The organism is Azohydromonas aeria, assembly GCF_009760915.1.
GTDB classification, from domain to species: Bacteria; Pseudomonadota; Gammaproteobacteria; order Burkholderiales; family Burkholderiaceae_C; genus Azohydromonas; species Azohydromonas aeria.
In genome coordinates this window covers 97,145-111,056 of record NZ_VIDQ01000009.1, presented here as the reverse complement: position 1 = coordinate 111,056, position 13,912 = coordinate 97,145, and the positions used below count along the sequence as shown (strand labels likewise).

At 74.9% G+C, this 13,912-nt stretch carries 11 protein-coding genes; 3 read left to right on the top strand and 8 right to left on the bottom strand.

What is annotated here, in order from left to right:
* Positions 1 to 3: 3 nt before the first annotated feature.
* The 8 genes from FJ694_RS07825 to FJ694_RS07790 form a co-directional block, all read right to left on the bottom strand.
* The gene (locus tag FJ694_RS07825) at positions 4 to 384 is read right to left on the bottom strand and encodes a c-type cytochrome (protein WP_157265731.1); all 381 of its coding nucleotides are present in this window, start codon (positions 382 to 384) and stop codon (positions 4 to 6) included.
* A complete protein-coding gene (locus tag FJ694_RS07820; protein WP_157265729.1) occupies positions 381 to 1,163 on the bottom strand; it encodes a cytochrome c oxidase assembly protein in 783 nt (260 codons plus the stop codon). The genes FJ694_RS07825 and FJ694_RS07820 overlap by 4 nt, the downstream gene beginning before the upstream one ends.
* Positions 1,164 to 1,286: 123 nt before the next feature.
* A complete protein-coding gene (locus tag FJ694_RS07815) occupies positions 1,287 to 1,661 on the bottom strand; it encodes a hypothetical protein (protein ID WP_157265726.1) in 375 nt (124 codons plus the stop codon).
* A complete protein-coding gene (locus FJ694_RS07810; protein WP_157265723.1) occupies positions 1,658 to 2,362 on the bottom strand; it encodes a cytochrome c oxidase subunit 3 in 705 nt (234 codons plus the stop codon). The genes FJ694_RS07815 and FJ694_RS07810 overlap by 4 nt, the downstream gene beginning before the upstream one ends.
* 42 nt (positions 2,363 to 2,404) lie before the next feature.
* Positions 2,405 to 4,306: a cytochrome c oxidase subunit I gene (gene ctaD, locus FJ694_RS07805; protein ID WP_157265720.1), complete on the bottom strand. Its 1,902-nt coding sequence runs from the start codon at positions 4,304 to 4,306 to the stop codon at positions 2,405 to 2,407.
* A 77-nt stretch (positions 4,307 to 4,383) separates the two neighbouring features.
* Positions 4,384 to 5,427 (bottom strand): cytochrome c oxidase subunit II, encoded by a 1,044-nt coding sequence (gene coxB / locus FJ694_RS07800; RefSeq protein WP_157265717.1) that lies wholly within the window; start codon positions 5,425 to 5,427, stop codon positions 4,384 to 4,386.
* A complete protein-coding gene (locus tag FJ694_RS07795; RefSeq protein WP_232539948.1) occupies positions 5,424 to 6,020 on the bottom strand; it encodes a c-type cytochrome in 597 nt (198 codons plus the stop codon). Before FJ694_RS07795 ends, coxB begins: the two co-directional genes overlap by 4 nt.
* Positions 6,017 to 7,771, bottom strand: coding sequence for a methanol/ethanol family PQQ-dependent dehydrogenase (locus tag FJ694_RS07790; RefSeq protein WP_198320754.1), 1,755 nt, complete (start codon positions 7,769 to 7,771; stop codon positions 6,017 to 6,019). The genes FJ694_RS07795 and FJ694_RS07790 overlap by 4 nt, the downstream gene beginning before the upstream one ends.
* Before the next feature lie 420 nt (positions 7,772 to 8,191).
* On the opposite strand from FJ694_RS07790, the gene FJ694_RS07785 reads away from it, so the two are divergent.
* Genes FJ694_RS07785 through FJ694_RS07775 form a run of 3 tightly spaced genes read left to right on the top strand, consistent with a single transcriptional unit; the run spans position 8,192 to position 13,907 of the window.
* Positions 8,192 to 9,310 carry an efflux RND transporter periplasmic adaptor subunit gene (locus FJ694_RS07785; RefSeq protein ID WP_157265711.1) on the top strand — a complete coding sequence of 373 codons (1,119 nt, stop codon included), beginning with the start codon at positions 8,192 to 8,194 and terminating at the stop codon, positions 9,308 to 9,310.
* Positions 9,307 to 12,438, top strand: coding sequence for an efflux RND transporter permease subunit (locus tag FJ694_RS07780; protein WP_157265708.1), 3,132 nt, complete (start codon positions 9,307 to 9,309; stop codon positions 12,436 to 12,438). Before FJ694_RS07785 ends, FJ694_RS07780 begins: the two co-directional genes overlap by 4 nt.
* Positions 12,439 to 12,449: 11 nt before the next feature.
* Complete coding sequence (locus FJ694_RS07775; protein WP_157265705.1) at positions 12,450 to 13,907, top strand: efflux transporter outer membrane subunit; 1,458 nt, start codon at positions 12,450 to 12,452, stop codon at positions 13,905 to 13,907.
* Positions 13,908 to 13,912 lie beyond the last annotated feature (5 nt).

The window sequence follows — 13,912 nt, the reverse complement described above, 5'->3', positions numbered from 1 at the left end:
CCGTCAGTCCCGGCCGGCCGGCGCCTGCGGCGGCCGGCCCTGCAGGAACGCCGCGATGGCGCGCGCGTCCGCCTCGTCGCGCACCGTGCGCGGCATGGCACTGCCCGGCGACAGCGCGCGCGGGTCGAGCAGGAAGCGGGTGAGGTTGTCCAGCGTGTTCGGGTGCTGGCCCGCGATCAGGCGCCGCGCGCCGAAGTCCGTCAACGGCGGTCCTGCGCGCCCGCGCGCGCCGCGCACGCCGTCGATGGTGTGGCAGTGCACGCAGCCATGCTCGCGCATCAGCGCCTGCACGCGCGCCGCCTCGCCGGCCGCCGCCACGGGCCCCGCGCCGGCCAGCACGATCGCGGCGCACCAGGCGCGCCGGAGCAGCCCGCGGGGCCTCACTGCCCTGCTCCCGTGGCCGGGGCCGCGCGCTCCGGCCCGTCGTCCATCCAGCGCGCGAACAGCACCAGCGCCGCGACCATGTACACCACGCCGCCGGGCACCCACATGATCAGGCCGCCGAGCTGCTGGTCCTCCAGCGCGCTGAGGGTGCCCCAGGACGCGCGCTCCAGGTAGACCGGGTACCAGACGCGCTCCGACACCGTCAGCAGCGCCCCCAGCACCGCCGTGTGCACCGTGGTCGTGAACAGGTAGAACACGGCCGCGCCGTGGCGGCCGCGGCCCGGCCCGTGCCCGCCCTGGAACAGCCCCCACCAGAACAGCAGCGCGGAGCCGAAGAAGCTCAGGTGCTGCAGGTCGTGCACCCAGCTGCGGCGCAGCGCGGCCTCGAACAGCGCCGGCGCATGCCAGGCCCACAGCACCACCGCGTGCACCCACCAGGCCGTCAGCGGGGTGCTGAGCACGCGCGTGGCCGCCTGCAGGCCCAGGCGGCGCGTCCAGCGCGCGGCCGGGCCGCGCCAGCGCGCGGGCAGGCCCCACACCAGCGCCGCCAGCGGACTGCCCAGCACCAGCAGCGGGGCCGCCACCAGCATCATCATCTCGTGCTGGACCATGTGCAGCCAGAAGCGGCGCTCGCCCAGGGCATCCAGCGGCGACAGCACCGCCACGCCGGTCGCCAGCCAGCCCAGCAGGAAGCTGCCCGCCTGCCAGCGCCTGACGCCCGCGCCCACGCCCGCCTCGCGCCACAGCCGCACGATGCCGGCCAGGGCCAGGCCGCCCACGCCCAGCCACAGCGCCCACAGCCAGAGCTGCCCGGACCAGGCCTGCCACAGCGGCCGTGTGTCCCCGTCCGGCCGCGCACGCCAGCGCGGCCAGCAGCGCCAGGCCGATGCGGGAGGCGGCGTTCAATCGCATGGCGTCAGCCAGGCGCCGGGCAGCGCCTGCAGCAGGATCAGCAGCGACACGAATCCCCCCAATAGCAGCGCGCACAGCGACATGAAGCGGGTGTGGTCGGCATGCTCGCCGCCCGCGGCCTCCCAGCCGCCGCCGCTGCCGCGCCACAGCCGCCAGGCGATGGCCAGTCCCAGCGCCGCCAGCACCAGCGCACCCAGGGTCGGCGCCAGCAGCCACAGCCGGCTGCGGCCCGCGTCGCACAGCCACGGCACGGCGGCGTAGTTCACCGCCAGCTGCAGCGCCCAGCCCACGCCCGGCAGCAGCAGGCCCAGCCACAGCCGCAGCAGGTGGCGACCTTCGAGTGGGCGCTGCGGGGACGCGCTCATGACACCCTCGGCGACAGGTACAGCACCGCGAACAGCGGCAGCCAGACGATGACCACGAAGTGCCAGTAGAAGCCGTTGACCGTGATCGCCAGCCGGTTGCTGGAATGGAAGAAGCCGCGCCGCGCCAGGATCGCCACCACGATGGTCTTGAGCACCACCGACAGCACGTGCGCGCTGTGGAAGGCCACGATCAGCCAGACGATGGAGCCGTAGGCATGCGAGTCCCAGCGGAAGTCCTTGTGGCTGTACTCCCAGGTCTTGAGCCCCAGGAACAGCAGCGCCGGCACGATGCTGGCCACCAGCATCCAGAACAGCCGGCCCCGGCGGTCCTGGTCCACCGCCTTGTCGGCCAGGTGCATGAACAGGCTGCTGGCCGCCAGCACCAGCGTGCCGAAGGCGGGCAGCGTCACGTCGGGCGTCTTGACGCCGGGCAGCGGCCACTGCGGATGCTGCAGGCCCAGGTAGAAGTAGCTCGCCACCAGGGTGCTGAACACGACGCACTCGATGGTGATGAGCCCGGCCATGCCCCACCACAGCGGCATGTCGGCGCGGTGGCCGTAGCTCGGCAGCACGCCGGCATCGACGGCGCCGTAGGGCGCCCCCAGCGGCGGCGCGCCCTCGCGCGGCGCGGCGTCCCCGGCGCCGCGGTCCGGGTCCGGGGCCAGCGCCCGCGGCGGCAGCGGGCGGGCGTCAGTGCCCATGGCGGCCTCCGGCGGCCGGGCGGCGGCGGCGCGGTTGCGGGCTCATCCGGCACGCTCCTGGGCATGGCGCCAGTGGTCCGGGTCGGGCCACAGCCAGCCGACGATGGCGGCGAAGCTGGCGATGAAGCCCACCGCCAGCCAGGCCGGGTGGAACATGAAGCCGATGAAGCCCGTGGCCACCGCCAGCGCCAGCAGGAAGGGCCAGATCGAGGGCGCCGGCAGCACCACCGTGCCCTGCGGCTGCGCGTCCACGACGGTGGTGCGCAGCACCTCGCGGCAGTTGCTGCGGATGCCCACCACCACCGGGCGACGCCCCGGCTCGCGCTCCCACAGCGGCCAGCGCGAGGTCACCACCGGCAGGTGCCGGTGGTTGTAGTTGGCCGGCGGCGAGCGGGTGGCCCATTCCAGCGTGTCCGCGCCCCAGGGGTTGTCGCCCGCGCGCTCGCCGCGCCTGAGGCTCCACAGCACGTTCGCCAGCGTCAGCAGCACGCCCAGGGCCAGCACCGCGGCGCCCAGCGTGGCCAGCAGGTTGAGCTGCTCCCAGCCCGAGCCGTGCAGGTAGGTGTAGACGCGCCGCGGCATGCCCTCCAGGCCGAGCTGGTGCATGGGGAAGAAGGTGGCGTTGAAGCCGGCGAACATCAGCCCCGCCGACCAGCGCCCAAGCCGCTCGCCCAGCATGCGGCCGGTGAGCTTGGGGAACCAGAAGTACAGCCCGCCGAACAGCGGGAACACCGCTCCGCCGATGAGGACGTAGTGCAGGTGCGCCACGACGAAGTAGCTGTCGTGCACCTGGGTGTCGAAGGGCACCGAGGCCACCATCACCCCGGTGAGCCCGCCCAGCACGAAGATGAAGAAGAAGCCCAGCACGAACAGCATGGGCGTGGCCAGGCGCACCCGGGCGCCCCAGAGCGTGACGATCCAGCAGAAGATCTGCACCCCGCTGGGTATGGCGATGAGCATGCTCGCGGCGCTGAAGAAGCTCATGCCCAGGTGCGGCAGCCCGGCGGTGAACATGTGGTGCACCCACAGCCCGAAGGCGATCATGCCGGTGGCCACCAGCGACACGACCATGGCGGTGTAGCCGAACACCGGGCGGCGCGAGAACGCCACGACGATGGACGAGACCATGCCCAGCGCCGGCACGAAGATGATGTAGACCTCGGGGTGGCCGAAGAACCAGAACAGGTGCTGCCACAGCAGCGGGTCGCCCCCGGCGGCGGGGTCGAAGAACGCGGTGCCGGCCATGCGGTCCAGCGCCAGCATGAAGCTCGCCACCATCACCGGCGGCATGGCGAACACGATCATGAACGACATCACCAGCGCCGCCCACACGAACAGCGGCATGCGGTTGAGGCTCATGCCCGGCGCGCGCTGCTTGAAGATGGTGACGATCATCTCCACCGCCGCCACCAGAGCCGAGATCTCGAAGAACGTGATCACGGTGGCCCACATGTCCACGCCCATCGAGGGCGAGAAAACCTTGTTGGCCAGCGGCACGTAGCTGAACCAGCCGGTGTCGGGCGCCAGGCTCAGGAACGTAAACACGTAGATCGTGATGCCGGCGATCAGGTACAGGTAGTAGCCGAAGGCATTGAGGCGCGGAAACGCCATGTCGCGCGTGCCCAGCATCAGCGGCACGATGTAGATGGCGAAGCCCTCCATCACCGGCACGGCGAAGAAGAACATCATCACCGTGCCGTGCACGGTCATGAGCTGGTTGTAGAGCTCGGGCGTGAGCAGCGTGTTCTCGGCCTGCGCCAGTTGCGTGCGCATCAGCAGCGCCTGCACCCCGGCCAGCGCGAAGAACACGAAGGCCGTGACGATGAAGCGCTTGCCGATGACGCGCTGGTTCACCGGCATGAACCAGCCGGGAAAGCCGCTGGGCGAGGCCCAGGTGCGGTCCAGCCGCGCCGTCTCGGCCGGGCTGTCGTCCACGGGCGGCATGGGCCTCGGCGCGGGCCCGTCCGGGCCGCCCGCGCGGCGCGGGCCGGGAGGGTGCGGGGCCGCGAGGTCGGCGGGCATCAGCGCAGGCCCTCCAGGTAGTGCAGCAGCGCGTGCAGCTCGTCGCCGGACAGCCGCGTGGGCGGCATGGTGGTGCCGGGCTTGACCTGCTGCGGATCGACGATCCAGGCCGCCAGCGAGCCGCGGTTGTTGGGCAGCCGCCCCGCGGCCAGCGTGCGGCGCGAGGCCAGGTGCGTGAGGTCCGGCGCCACCTGCCCCGCGGCCACGGTGCCGCGCACCGCGTGGCACATCACGCAGGCGCGGCTTTCGAACAGCTGCCGCCCCTGCCGCGCCAGCGCGTCGGCCGGCTCGGCCGCGGGCTGCGCCTGGCGCTGCAGCCAGGCCTCGAACCGCGCCGGCGGCTCGGCCACGATCAGGAAGGCCATCATCGCGTGCTGCAGCCCGCAGAACTCGGCGCACTGCCCGCGCCAGGTGCCCTCGCGCTCGGCCTGGAACCACGCGACGTTGGTGCGCCCGGGCACCATGTCGGTCTTGCCCTGCAGGTTGGGCGCCCAGAAGCTGTGGATCACGTCCTCGCTCTTGAGCAGCACCCGCACCGGGCGCCCCACGGGCACGTGCAGCTCGTTGGCGACGGTGGCCACGCGCAGCCCCTGCGGGTCCAGGTAGTGCGCCTCCCACCACCAGCGGTGCCCGGTGACCTCGACCACGAGCGCGCCCCCGGGCCCCGGCCCCGAGGTTTCGCGCCCCACCGCCAGGCTCGCGCCCAGCAGCGCGATGGCGCTGACCAGCGGCAGCAGCACCCCTCCGCCCACCACCACCCACAGCCCGCGCCGCGTGCCCAGCGGCCGATCCTGCGCGCCGCGGCGCCCGCGCAGCACCGCCCACAGCACCAGCAGCGTCACGCCGGCCAGCACCGCGGCGGCAATGCCGAACATCCACCACGACAGCACGGCCAGCTGCCGCGCCTGCGGACCGGCCGGGTCCAGCGCCGACTGGGCCCAGGACTGCGCCAGCACCGGCAGCGCGGCCAGGCCCAGCCCAGCCAGGCCCGCCACGCGGCGGCACGGGCGGCACAGCCGGGAGATGCACGGCCGCGGCGTCATTCGCGCCCCTTGTCCGGCGCCGCGTCGCCGGGCGGCTGCGGCGGCGGGTCGTGCCGGCCCTCGCCGCCGCGTTCGTCGCCCCCCGGGCCCATGCCGCCCATGGTCTCGATGTAGGCCACCAGCTGCCACACCTGCTGCTCGTTGAGCAGCCCGCCGAAGGCCGGCATGCCGCCCGGGCGGCCCGAGACGATGGAGGCATAGACGCTGGAGGGGCGGCTGCCGTAGATCCACTGCCGGTCCATCAGCGGCGGGCCCATGCCGCCGCCGCCGCCGGCATGGCAGCCGCTGCAGTTGAACCAGCCGTACAGCCGCTCGCCTTCGCGGATGGCCTGCGCATCGCCGGCATAGGGATTGGGCCGCTCCAGCCCCGTGGCCGCGCCGCCGGGCAGCAGCTCGCTGGTGCGCACGTGCGCCTCGCTGCCGGGCAGCGGCGGCGCCGCGCGGCGAGGGTCGTTGCGCTCGCGATCACAGGCCGCCAGCAGGAGCAGCAGCAGCGCCAGCGCCGGACCCCGCAGCCCGGGTCGCGGCCCGGGTCGCCGCGCCGTCGCCCGGGCGGGCGGCATGGCGGGATCGCCGGGCTGGATGCAGCTCATGGCAGCGCGAACACGTAGAGCGTGCCGCCCTGGGGCGTGTGCTCGGGCAGGTCACGCGTGGCGGCCACCATGCCCAGCGCCCCGGTGCCGTCGCGCGCGTCGAGGTTGCCCGCGACGATGGCCCCGGCCCAGCCGCCCACGCCGGCGAGCACCGCCACGTACTGCTTGCCGTCCGGGCCGCGGTAGGTGATGGGCTGGCCGACGATGCCCGAGCCCACGCGGTGCTGCCACAGCACCTCGCCGGTGCGCGCGTGCACGGCGCGGAACCAGCGGTCCAGCGTGCCGTAGAACACCACGTCGCCGGCGGTGGCCACCACGCCGCTCCAGGCCGGGAAGTTCTCCTTGATCTGCCACACCGGCCGGGCGGCCACCGGGTCCCACGCGGTGAAGGCGCCGCGGTGGCCGCCGGGGCCGGCCTTCTGCGTCACCTTCGCGCCCAGGAACGGCGTGCCGGCGACGTAGTTGGCGCGCGTGGCCTCGAAGTCCATGCACAGGTTGTTGTGCGCCATGTAGAGCCAGCCCGTGCGCGGCGAGAAGGCCGAGGGCTGCCAGTCCTTGCCGCCGGGCGCGGAGGGGCAGATGTCGCGCACCGTGCGGCCCTGCCTGGGCTTCTTCTCCTCCACGATCTCCGGCCGGCCGGTTTCGAGGTCCACGCGGCGGATCGAGTTCGTGAACACGAAGGGCTCGGCCGAGAGCACCTCGCCGGTGGCGGCGTCGTGCACGTACAGGAAGCCGTTGCGCTCCGGGTGCAGCAGCACCTTGCGCTTCTGCCCCTTGATCTGCAGCTCGACCACGACGTTCTCGTTGGTGCCGTCGTAGTCGTGCGCGTCGTGCGGGTTCCACTGGTAGGCCCAGACCGCCGCGCCGGTGTCGGGGCGGCGCGCGAACAGCGAGGCCGTCCACTTGTTGTCGCCCGGGCGCTGGTCGCCGTTCCAGGGCGCGGGGTTGCTGGTGCCGTAGAAGATGAGGTCGAGCTGCGGGTCGTAGGAGATCCAGCCCCAGACCGTGCCGCCGCCGATGCGCCACAGGTCCGGCGGCCAGGTGCGCACGCCCAGGTCCGGGCCGCGGTCCTGCGGGTAGAAGGGCTTGAACTCGGGGCCGATGAGCACGTCCCTGTCGGGCCCGGTGCTGTAGGCGCGCCAGGCGATCCTGCCGCTGGCCGCGTCCAGCGCCGTGATCCAGCCGCGCACGCCCAGCTCGCCGCCGGAGTTGCCCACCAGCACCTTGCCCTTGACCACCAGCGGCGCCATGGTCATGGTCTCGCCGCGGCCGATGTCGCCCAGCCTGGTCTTCCAAAGCTCCTTGCCGCTGCGCGCGTCCACCGCCACCGTGTGGTTGTCCAGCGTGTTGAAGAAGATGCGACCGCCGTCGTGGGCGGCGCCGCGGTTGACCACGTCGCAGCAGGCCACGCCCTGCGACTCCGACAGCGGCTGCGGCTTGTAGGCCCACTTCATCGCGCCGCTGCGGGTGAGGTCCAGCGCGTACAGGATGTTCGGATAGGGCGTGACCACGTACATCGTGTCGCCCACCACCAGCGGCGCCGCCTCGTGCCCGCGCAGCACGCCGGTGGAGAAGGTCCAGGCCAGGCGCAGCTGCGCCACGTTGCCGGTGTGGACCTGGTCCAGCCCGCTGTAGCGGGTGTTGGCATGGTCGCGCGCGGGCATGGTCCACTGGCCGTCGTCCGCCGGCGGGGCGTCGGGCTGGGCCTGCGCCGCCACGGTGCCCATGAGCCCTGCCAGCATCCATGCCATGCCGATCCGGCGGGACGGTCGCCCGCCCCGCAAGCCTTCGTACCTTGTCATGGCATCACCACTCCCGGTTGGTCGACAGGCGGGCTGCCGGCGGATTCAGGCCCTACGGATGGACTCCGGCAGGCATGCTTGGTTCGGCACCGTACCCCTGGTTTCAACAGCAACTTCATGCTGCAGCTGCGGCAACTCCCGGATCTGGTTGCGCTCGGCAACCATGATCCGGCGGGCATCCGGTGGCCCGCGGCCGGGGCAAGCGCCTGGCCCGGCCGCGCGGGCGCCCGGATTGCTGTGGGCCGCGCGCGTCCCTGCGCCGACCCTGCCGCCTCTGCAGCCGATGACCCATTTCCTTGCCCTCCACGCCCGCATGCCGCGCCTGCCCGGCCGCCGCGTGCCGGGCGCCGTGCCGCGCGCCCCCGCGGCATGCCCGCGGTGAAGCGGGCGCGCCTGTACCGGGCTGGCGGCGTCCTGCTGCTGCTGGCGCTGCTCGCGCTGGCGCTGTGGTGGTGGCAGCGCGAGCCCGCCCGGCCCGCGTCCCGGGCGGACGCCCCGCCGGCCGGGCCCCGCGCCGCGCCGGTGCTGGTGGAGCCGGTGCGCTTCGCGGTCGCGCAGTCGCGCATCGAGGCCGTGGGCACGGCGCGGGCGCGCCAGTCGGTGCTGCTGTATCCGCCCTCCACCGGCGAGGTGCGCGAGGTGCTGTTCCGCGCCGGGCAGCAGGTGCGCGCCGGCGCCCCGCTGCTGCGGCTGGACGCACGGCGCGAGGAGCTGGCGGTGGCGCAGGCGCAGGTGCGGCTGCGCGAAGCGCAGGAATTGCTGCAGCGCTATGAGCGCACGGGCGACGTCGGCGCGGTGTCCGAGAGCCAGATCGACCAGGGCCGCACCGCGGTGGAAGCCGCGCGCATCGCGCTGGCGCAGGCCCGCGTGGCGCTGGCCGACCGCACGCTGCGCGCGCCCTTCAGCGGCCACATCGGCTTCACCGACCTCGACCCGGGTGACCGGGTGCAGCTCGACACCCTGGTGGCGACGCTCGACGACCGCAGCGAGCTGCTCATCGACTTCACCGTGCCCGAGGCCTACCTGGGCGCGCTGCGCGCCGGGCAGGGCCTGGGCGCGACGCCGTGGAATGGCGGGCCGGCGCTGCAGGGCCGCATCGACACGGTGGGCACGCGGGTGGACGCGCAGCAGCGCAGCGTCGCGGTGCGTGCCCGCGTGGCCAACCCGCGCGCCGAGGTGCTGCCGGGATCGAGCTTCCGCGTCGCGATGGAACTGCCGGGCCGCCGACTGCCGGTGCTGCCCGAAGCGGCCATCGTCTGGGGCGGCAGCGGCTCGGCGCTGTGGCAGGTGCGCGACGGGCGCGCGGTGCGGGTGCCGGCCACCATCGTGCAGCGGCGCGAGGGCGAGGTGCTGGTGGACGCCGCGCTGGCCGAGGGCGACCGGGTCGTGGTCGAAGGCGTGCAGCGGCTGCGCGAAGGGCTGCCGGTGGTGCCCCAGGAAGCGCAGCCGGCCACCGCCGGGGCTCCCGAGGCAGGGGCGGCGCGGTGAGCGAGGAACGCAACGACCTGCCCGGCCTGGGCGTGCGCCGCCCGCTGCTGACGCTGGTGCTGAACCTGCTGGTGGCGCTCATGGGCGTGGCCGCGGTGCTGGCGGTGGAGGTGCGCGAGCTGCCCGACGTGGACCGGCCCGTGGTGTCGGTGACGGCGCAGTACCCGGGCGCCTCGCCGCAGACCATCGACGCCGAGGTCACCAGCGTCATCGAGGGCGCGGTGGCGCGCGTCTCGGGCGTGCAGCGCATCGCCTCCAGCAGCGAGGAGAACACCGGCCGGGTGCGCATCGAGTTCTCGCCCGGCACCGACCTCGACACCGCCGCGGCCGACGTGCGCGAGGCCGTCAGCCGCGTGCAGCGCCAGCTGCCCGACCGCATCGAGCAGCTCACGGTCGTCAAGGCCGACGACGACGCCACGCCGGTGGTGCGGCTGGCGGCGTGGAGCGAACAGCTCGACGAGCAGGCGCTGGCGCGGCGGCTGGAGCAGGACGTGGTGCCGGAGTTCATCTCCATCGACGGCGTGGCCGACGTGCAGCTCTTCGGCGCGCGGCCGCGCCAGCTGCGCGTGATGATCGACCCGCTGCGGCTGGCCAGCCACGGCCTGGCGGTGGCCGACGTGGCCGAGGCGCTGCGCAACGCGCCCTTCGACGCCCCGTCCGGCAGCCTGCGCTCGCGCGACCAGGAGCTGATCGTGCGCGCCCAGTCGCGCGCGGTCTCGCCCGAGGCGGTGGAGCAGGTGCTGGTGCGCAGCACGCCGCAGGGCGACGTGCGCGTGGGCGACGTGGCGCAGGCCGTGTTCGGCCCGCAGGACGCCACCTCCTACGTCCGCCTCGACGGCCGCCCGGTGGCCGGCCTGGGCATCGTGCGCCAGGCGCAGTCCAACACCATCCGCATCTCCGAAGGCGTGCACGAGTCGGTGCGCCGGGTCAACCAGCGCTTCCCGGAGCTGCGCGTGGAGGTGACCTCGGACGACGCGGTGTTCATCCGCAGCTCGGTGCGCGAGGTGCTCGTCAGCCTGGCGCTGTCGGTGGCGATCGTGGTGCTCACGATCCGGCTGTTCCTGGGCTCCTGGCGCGCGACGCTGGTGCCCGCCGCGACCATCCCGGTGGCGCTGGTGGGCACCGTGGCGGCGATCTGGGCCGTGGGCTTCTCCATCAACCTGGTGACGCTGCTGGCGCTGGTGCTGGCCACCGGGCTGGTGGTGGACGACGCGATCGTGGTGCTGGAGAACATCCAGCGCCGCCGCGCGCAGGGGCTGGGTCCGCGCGCGGCGGCCGTGCTGGGCACGCGGCAGGTGTTCTTCGCGGTGCTGGCGACCACCGCGGTGCTGATCGCGGTCTTCGTGCCCATCGCCTTCCTGCCCGGCACGGCCGGGCGGCTGTTCCGCGAGTTCGGCTTCGTGCTGGCCATCGCGGTGGCGCTGTCGTCCTTCGTGGCGCTGTCGCTGGGCCCGGCACTGGGCTCGCGGCTGCTGCCCGAAGTCGCCGAGCCGCGCGGGCTGCAGGCGCGGCTGGCGCGCGTGGGCGGCCGGGCGGCAGGCGGCTACGCGCGGCTGCTGGAGCGGGTGCTGCGCCGGCCCTGGCTCACGCTGCTGGCGGCACTGGCCGCCGCGGGCGCGGCCGCGGCGCTGTTCACCACGCTCGACCGCGAGCTGGTGCCGCCGGAGGACCGGGGGCTGATCCAGATCTCGGCCACGGGCCCGGATGGCGTCGGGCTGGACTACGTGCAGCGCCAGGTGGACCGCATGGAGGCGGTGCTGCAGCCGCTGCGCGACAGCGGCGAGATCGAGTCGCTGCTGACCATCGTCGGCCGCTGGGACCCGAACCGCGCCTGGATCTCCGCGCCGCTGGCCGACTGGGACGCGCGCGAGCGCTCGCAGGGCGAGATCATCGACGCGCTGCGCGGACCGATGTCGCGCATCGCCGGCGTCACCGTCAGCGTCTACGGCAGCTCCAGCCTGAACGTGGGCAGCGGGCGCGGCGGCATCACGGTGGCGATCACGGGCGAGGACTACGCGCGGCTGTACGAGGTGGCGCGGACCTTCGCCCAGCGCATCGAGAGCGGGCTGCCGGGGCTGTCCAACGTCGAGATCTCGTACCAGCCCACGCAGCCGCAGCTGTCGGTGCAGATCGACCGGCGCCGCGCCGCGGAGCTGGGCGTGTCGCTGGACGACCTGGCGCTGACGCTGCGCGCGATGGTGGACGGCGAGGAGCTGGTGGACCTCAACATCGACGACGAGGTGGTGCCGCTGCTGCTGGAGGCGCGGCCCGGCGCGGTGCGCGGCCCGCCGGACCTGCAGCACCTGAGCGTGCGCGGCGCCGGCGATGCGCTGGTGCCGCTGTCCAACCTGGCCACGCTGCGCGAGGAAGGCGTGGCCGCCGAGCTGGATCGCCACGCGCAGCGCCGCGCCATCGAGCTGCAGGCCGACCTGGACAGCGGCTACGCGCTGCAGGCGGCGGTGGACGACCTGCGCGCGCTGGCGGCGCAGGTGCTGCCGCCCGGCACCGACCTGATCCTGCTCAACGACGCGGCCACGCTGGAGGAGACCTCGCGCGGCGTGGGCGTCACCGTGGCGATCGCGCTGGTGGTGGTGCTGCTGGTGCTGGTGGCGCAGTTCGAGAACGTGCCCAGCGCGCTGGTGGTGATGGGCGTGGTGCCCTTCGGCATCGCCGCGGGCATCGGCGCGCTGGCGCTGTCGGGCGTGAGCCTCAACATCTACTCGCAGATCGGGCTGGTGATGCTGATCGGGCTGATGGCCAAGAACGGCATCCTGCTGGTGGAGTTCGCCGACCAGCTGCGCGACGAGGGCGCCTCGGTGCGCGACGCGGTGCTGGAGGCGGCCCGGGTGCGGCTGCGCCCGATCGCGATGACCCTGCTGTCCACCGTGCTGGGCGGGCTGCCGCTGGTGCTGGCCAGCGGGGCCGGGGCCGAGGCGCGCAATTCGATCGGCTGGGTGGTGTTCGGCGGCCTGGCGCTGGCCGCGGTGTTCACGCTGCTGCTCACGCCGCTGCTCTACCTGGGCCTGGCGCGGCTGGGCCGCCCGCGCGCGCACGAGGGCGAGCGGCTGCAGCAAGAGCTGCAACAGGCCGCGGAGCGGCCGGACGCGCCGGCCGGGGAGGCGCGATGAGGCCCGGCCCGGTGCCTTCGCGGTGCGGTTGCGGCCGGGCGCTGCCGGCGCTGCTGCTGGCGCTGGCGGCCACGGGCTGCGCCTGGCGTGCCGGCCCGGACTACCGGGCGCCCGAAGCGGAGCTGCCGCCGCGCTACGGCCCGGCGGCCGACTGCGCGGCGCCGGCCGCCGCCGTGCCGTGGTGGCGCGGCTTCGGCGAGCCGGCGCTGGATGCGCTGGTGGCGCAGGCCCGGGCCCGCAACCTGGAGATCAGCGCGGCGGCGGCGCGCATCGACGAGGCCCGGGCGCTGCTGCGCGTGGCCGAGGCCGGGCGCCGGCCCGAGGTGTCGGGCGAGGCGGGCCTGAGCCGGCAGCAGCGGCTGGCCGGGAGCGGCGGCGGCGGGAGCAGCGGGAGCGGCGAAGCCGGCGGCGGCGACTCGCGCACCGGCGCCGCGGCCTCGCTGCTCCTGGCCTGGTCGCCCGACCTGTTCGGCGGGCGCGCCCGCGAGGTGGAGGCCGCGGGGGCCGAGCTGCGGCGCCGGCAGGCACTGGGCGCCGACCTGGAGCGCGTGGTCGTGGCCGAGGTGGTGCGCGCCTACCTGGCGCTGCGGCTGGCGCGCGCCGAGCAGGCGCTGCTGGACGAAGCGCTGCGCACGCAGGAGCGCACCGTGGAGATCGTGCGCGTGCGCCGGCAGGCGGGGCTGGCCTCGGCGCTGGACCTCAACCGCAGCCTGGCCGAGGCGGCGGCCACGCGCGCGCGGCTGGGACGGCTGCTGCTGGCGCAGGAAAGCGCCCGCCAGGCGCTGGCGCTTCTGGCCGGCGAGGCGGCGCAGGAGCCCGATCCGGCCGGGGCAGCCGGGGCGGCCGGCGTGCCGCGCTGGGACGGCGACGCCCAGTCCAGCGTGCCGCTGGCGCGGCTGCGCTGCCGCCCGGACCTGGCCGCGGCCGAGGCGAACCTGGCGCGCGCCAGCGCCGAGATCGGCGTGGCCGAGGCGCAGCTGCGGCCCCAGCTGTCGCTGCCGGGCACGCTCAGCGCCAGCGCCGCCGGGCTGGGCAGCGGCGCGGCGCGCGCCGTGGTGGCCGGGCTGTCGGTCACGCTGCGGGTGCCGCTGTTCGACGCGGGCGGGCGGCGGGCGCTGGTGGACGCGGCGCGCGCCCGCGCGCAGGAGGCGCTGCTGGCGTACCGGCAGACGGTGCTGGCGGCGCTGGGCGAGGCCGAGACGGCGCTGGCGGCCCTGGAAGGCGCGCGGCTGGCCGAGGCGGCCTCGGCGCAGGCGGTGCAGGCCAGTGAGCAGGCCTTCGTGCAGGCCCGGGTGCTGTACCGCGAAGGGCTCACCACGCTGCTGGACGTGCTGGACGCGCAGCGCAGCCTGATCGCCAACCGCGAGGCGCTGGCCGGCGCCCGCGCCGACGCGGCGCGTGCCGTGGCAGACCTGCACGCCGCGCTGGGCGCGGGCACCGGCACGGTCCCGGCGGAGGCCGCGCCGTGAGGGCC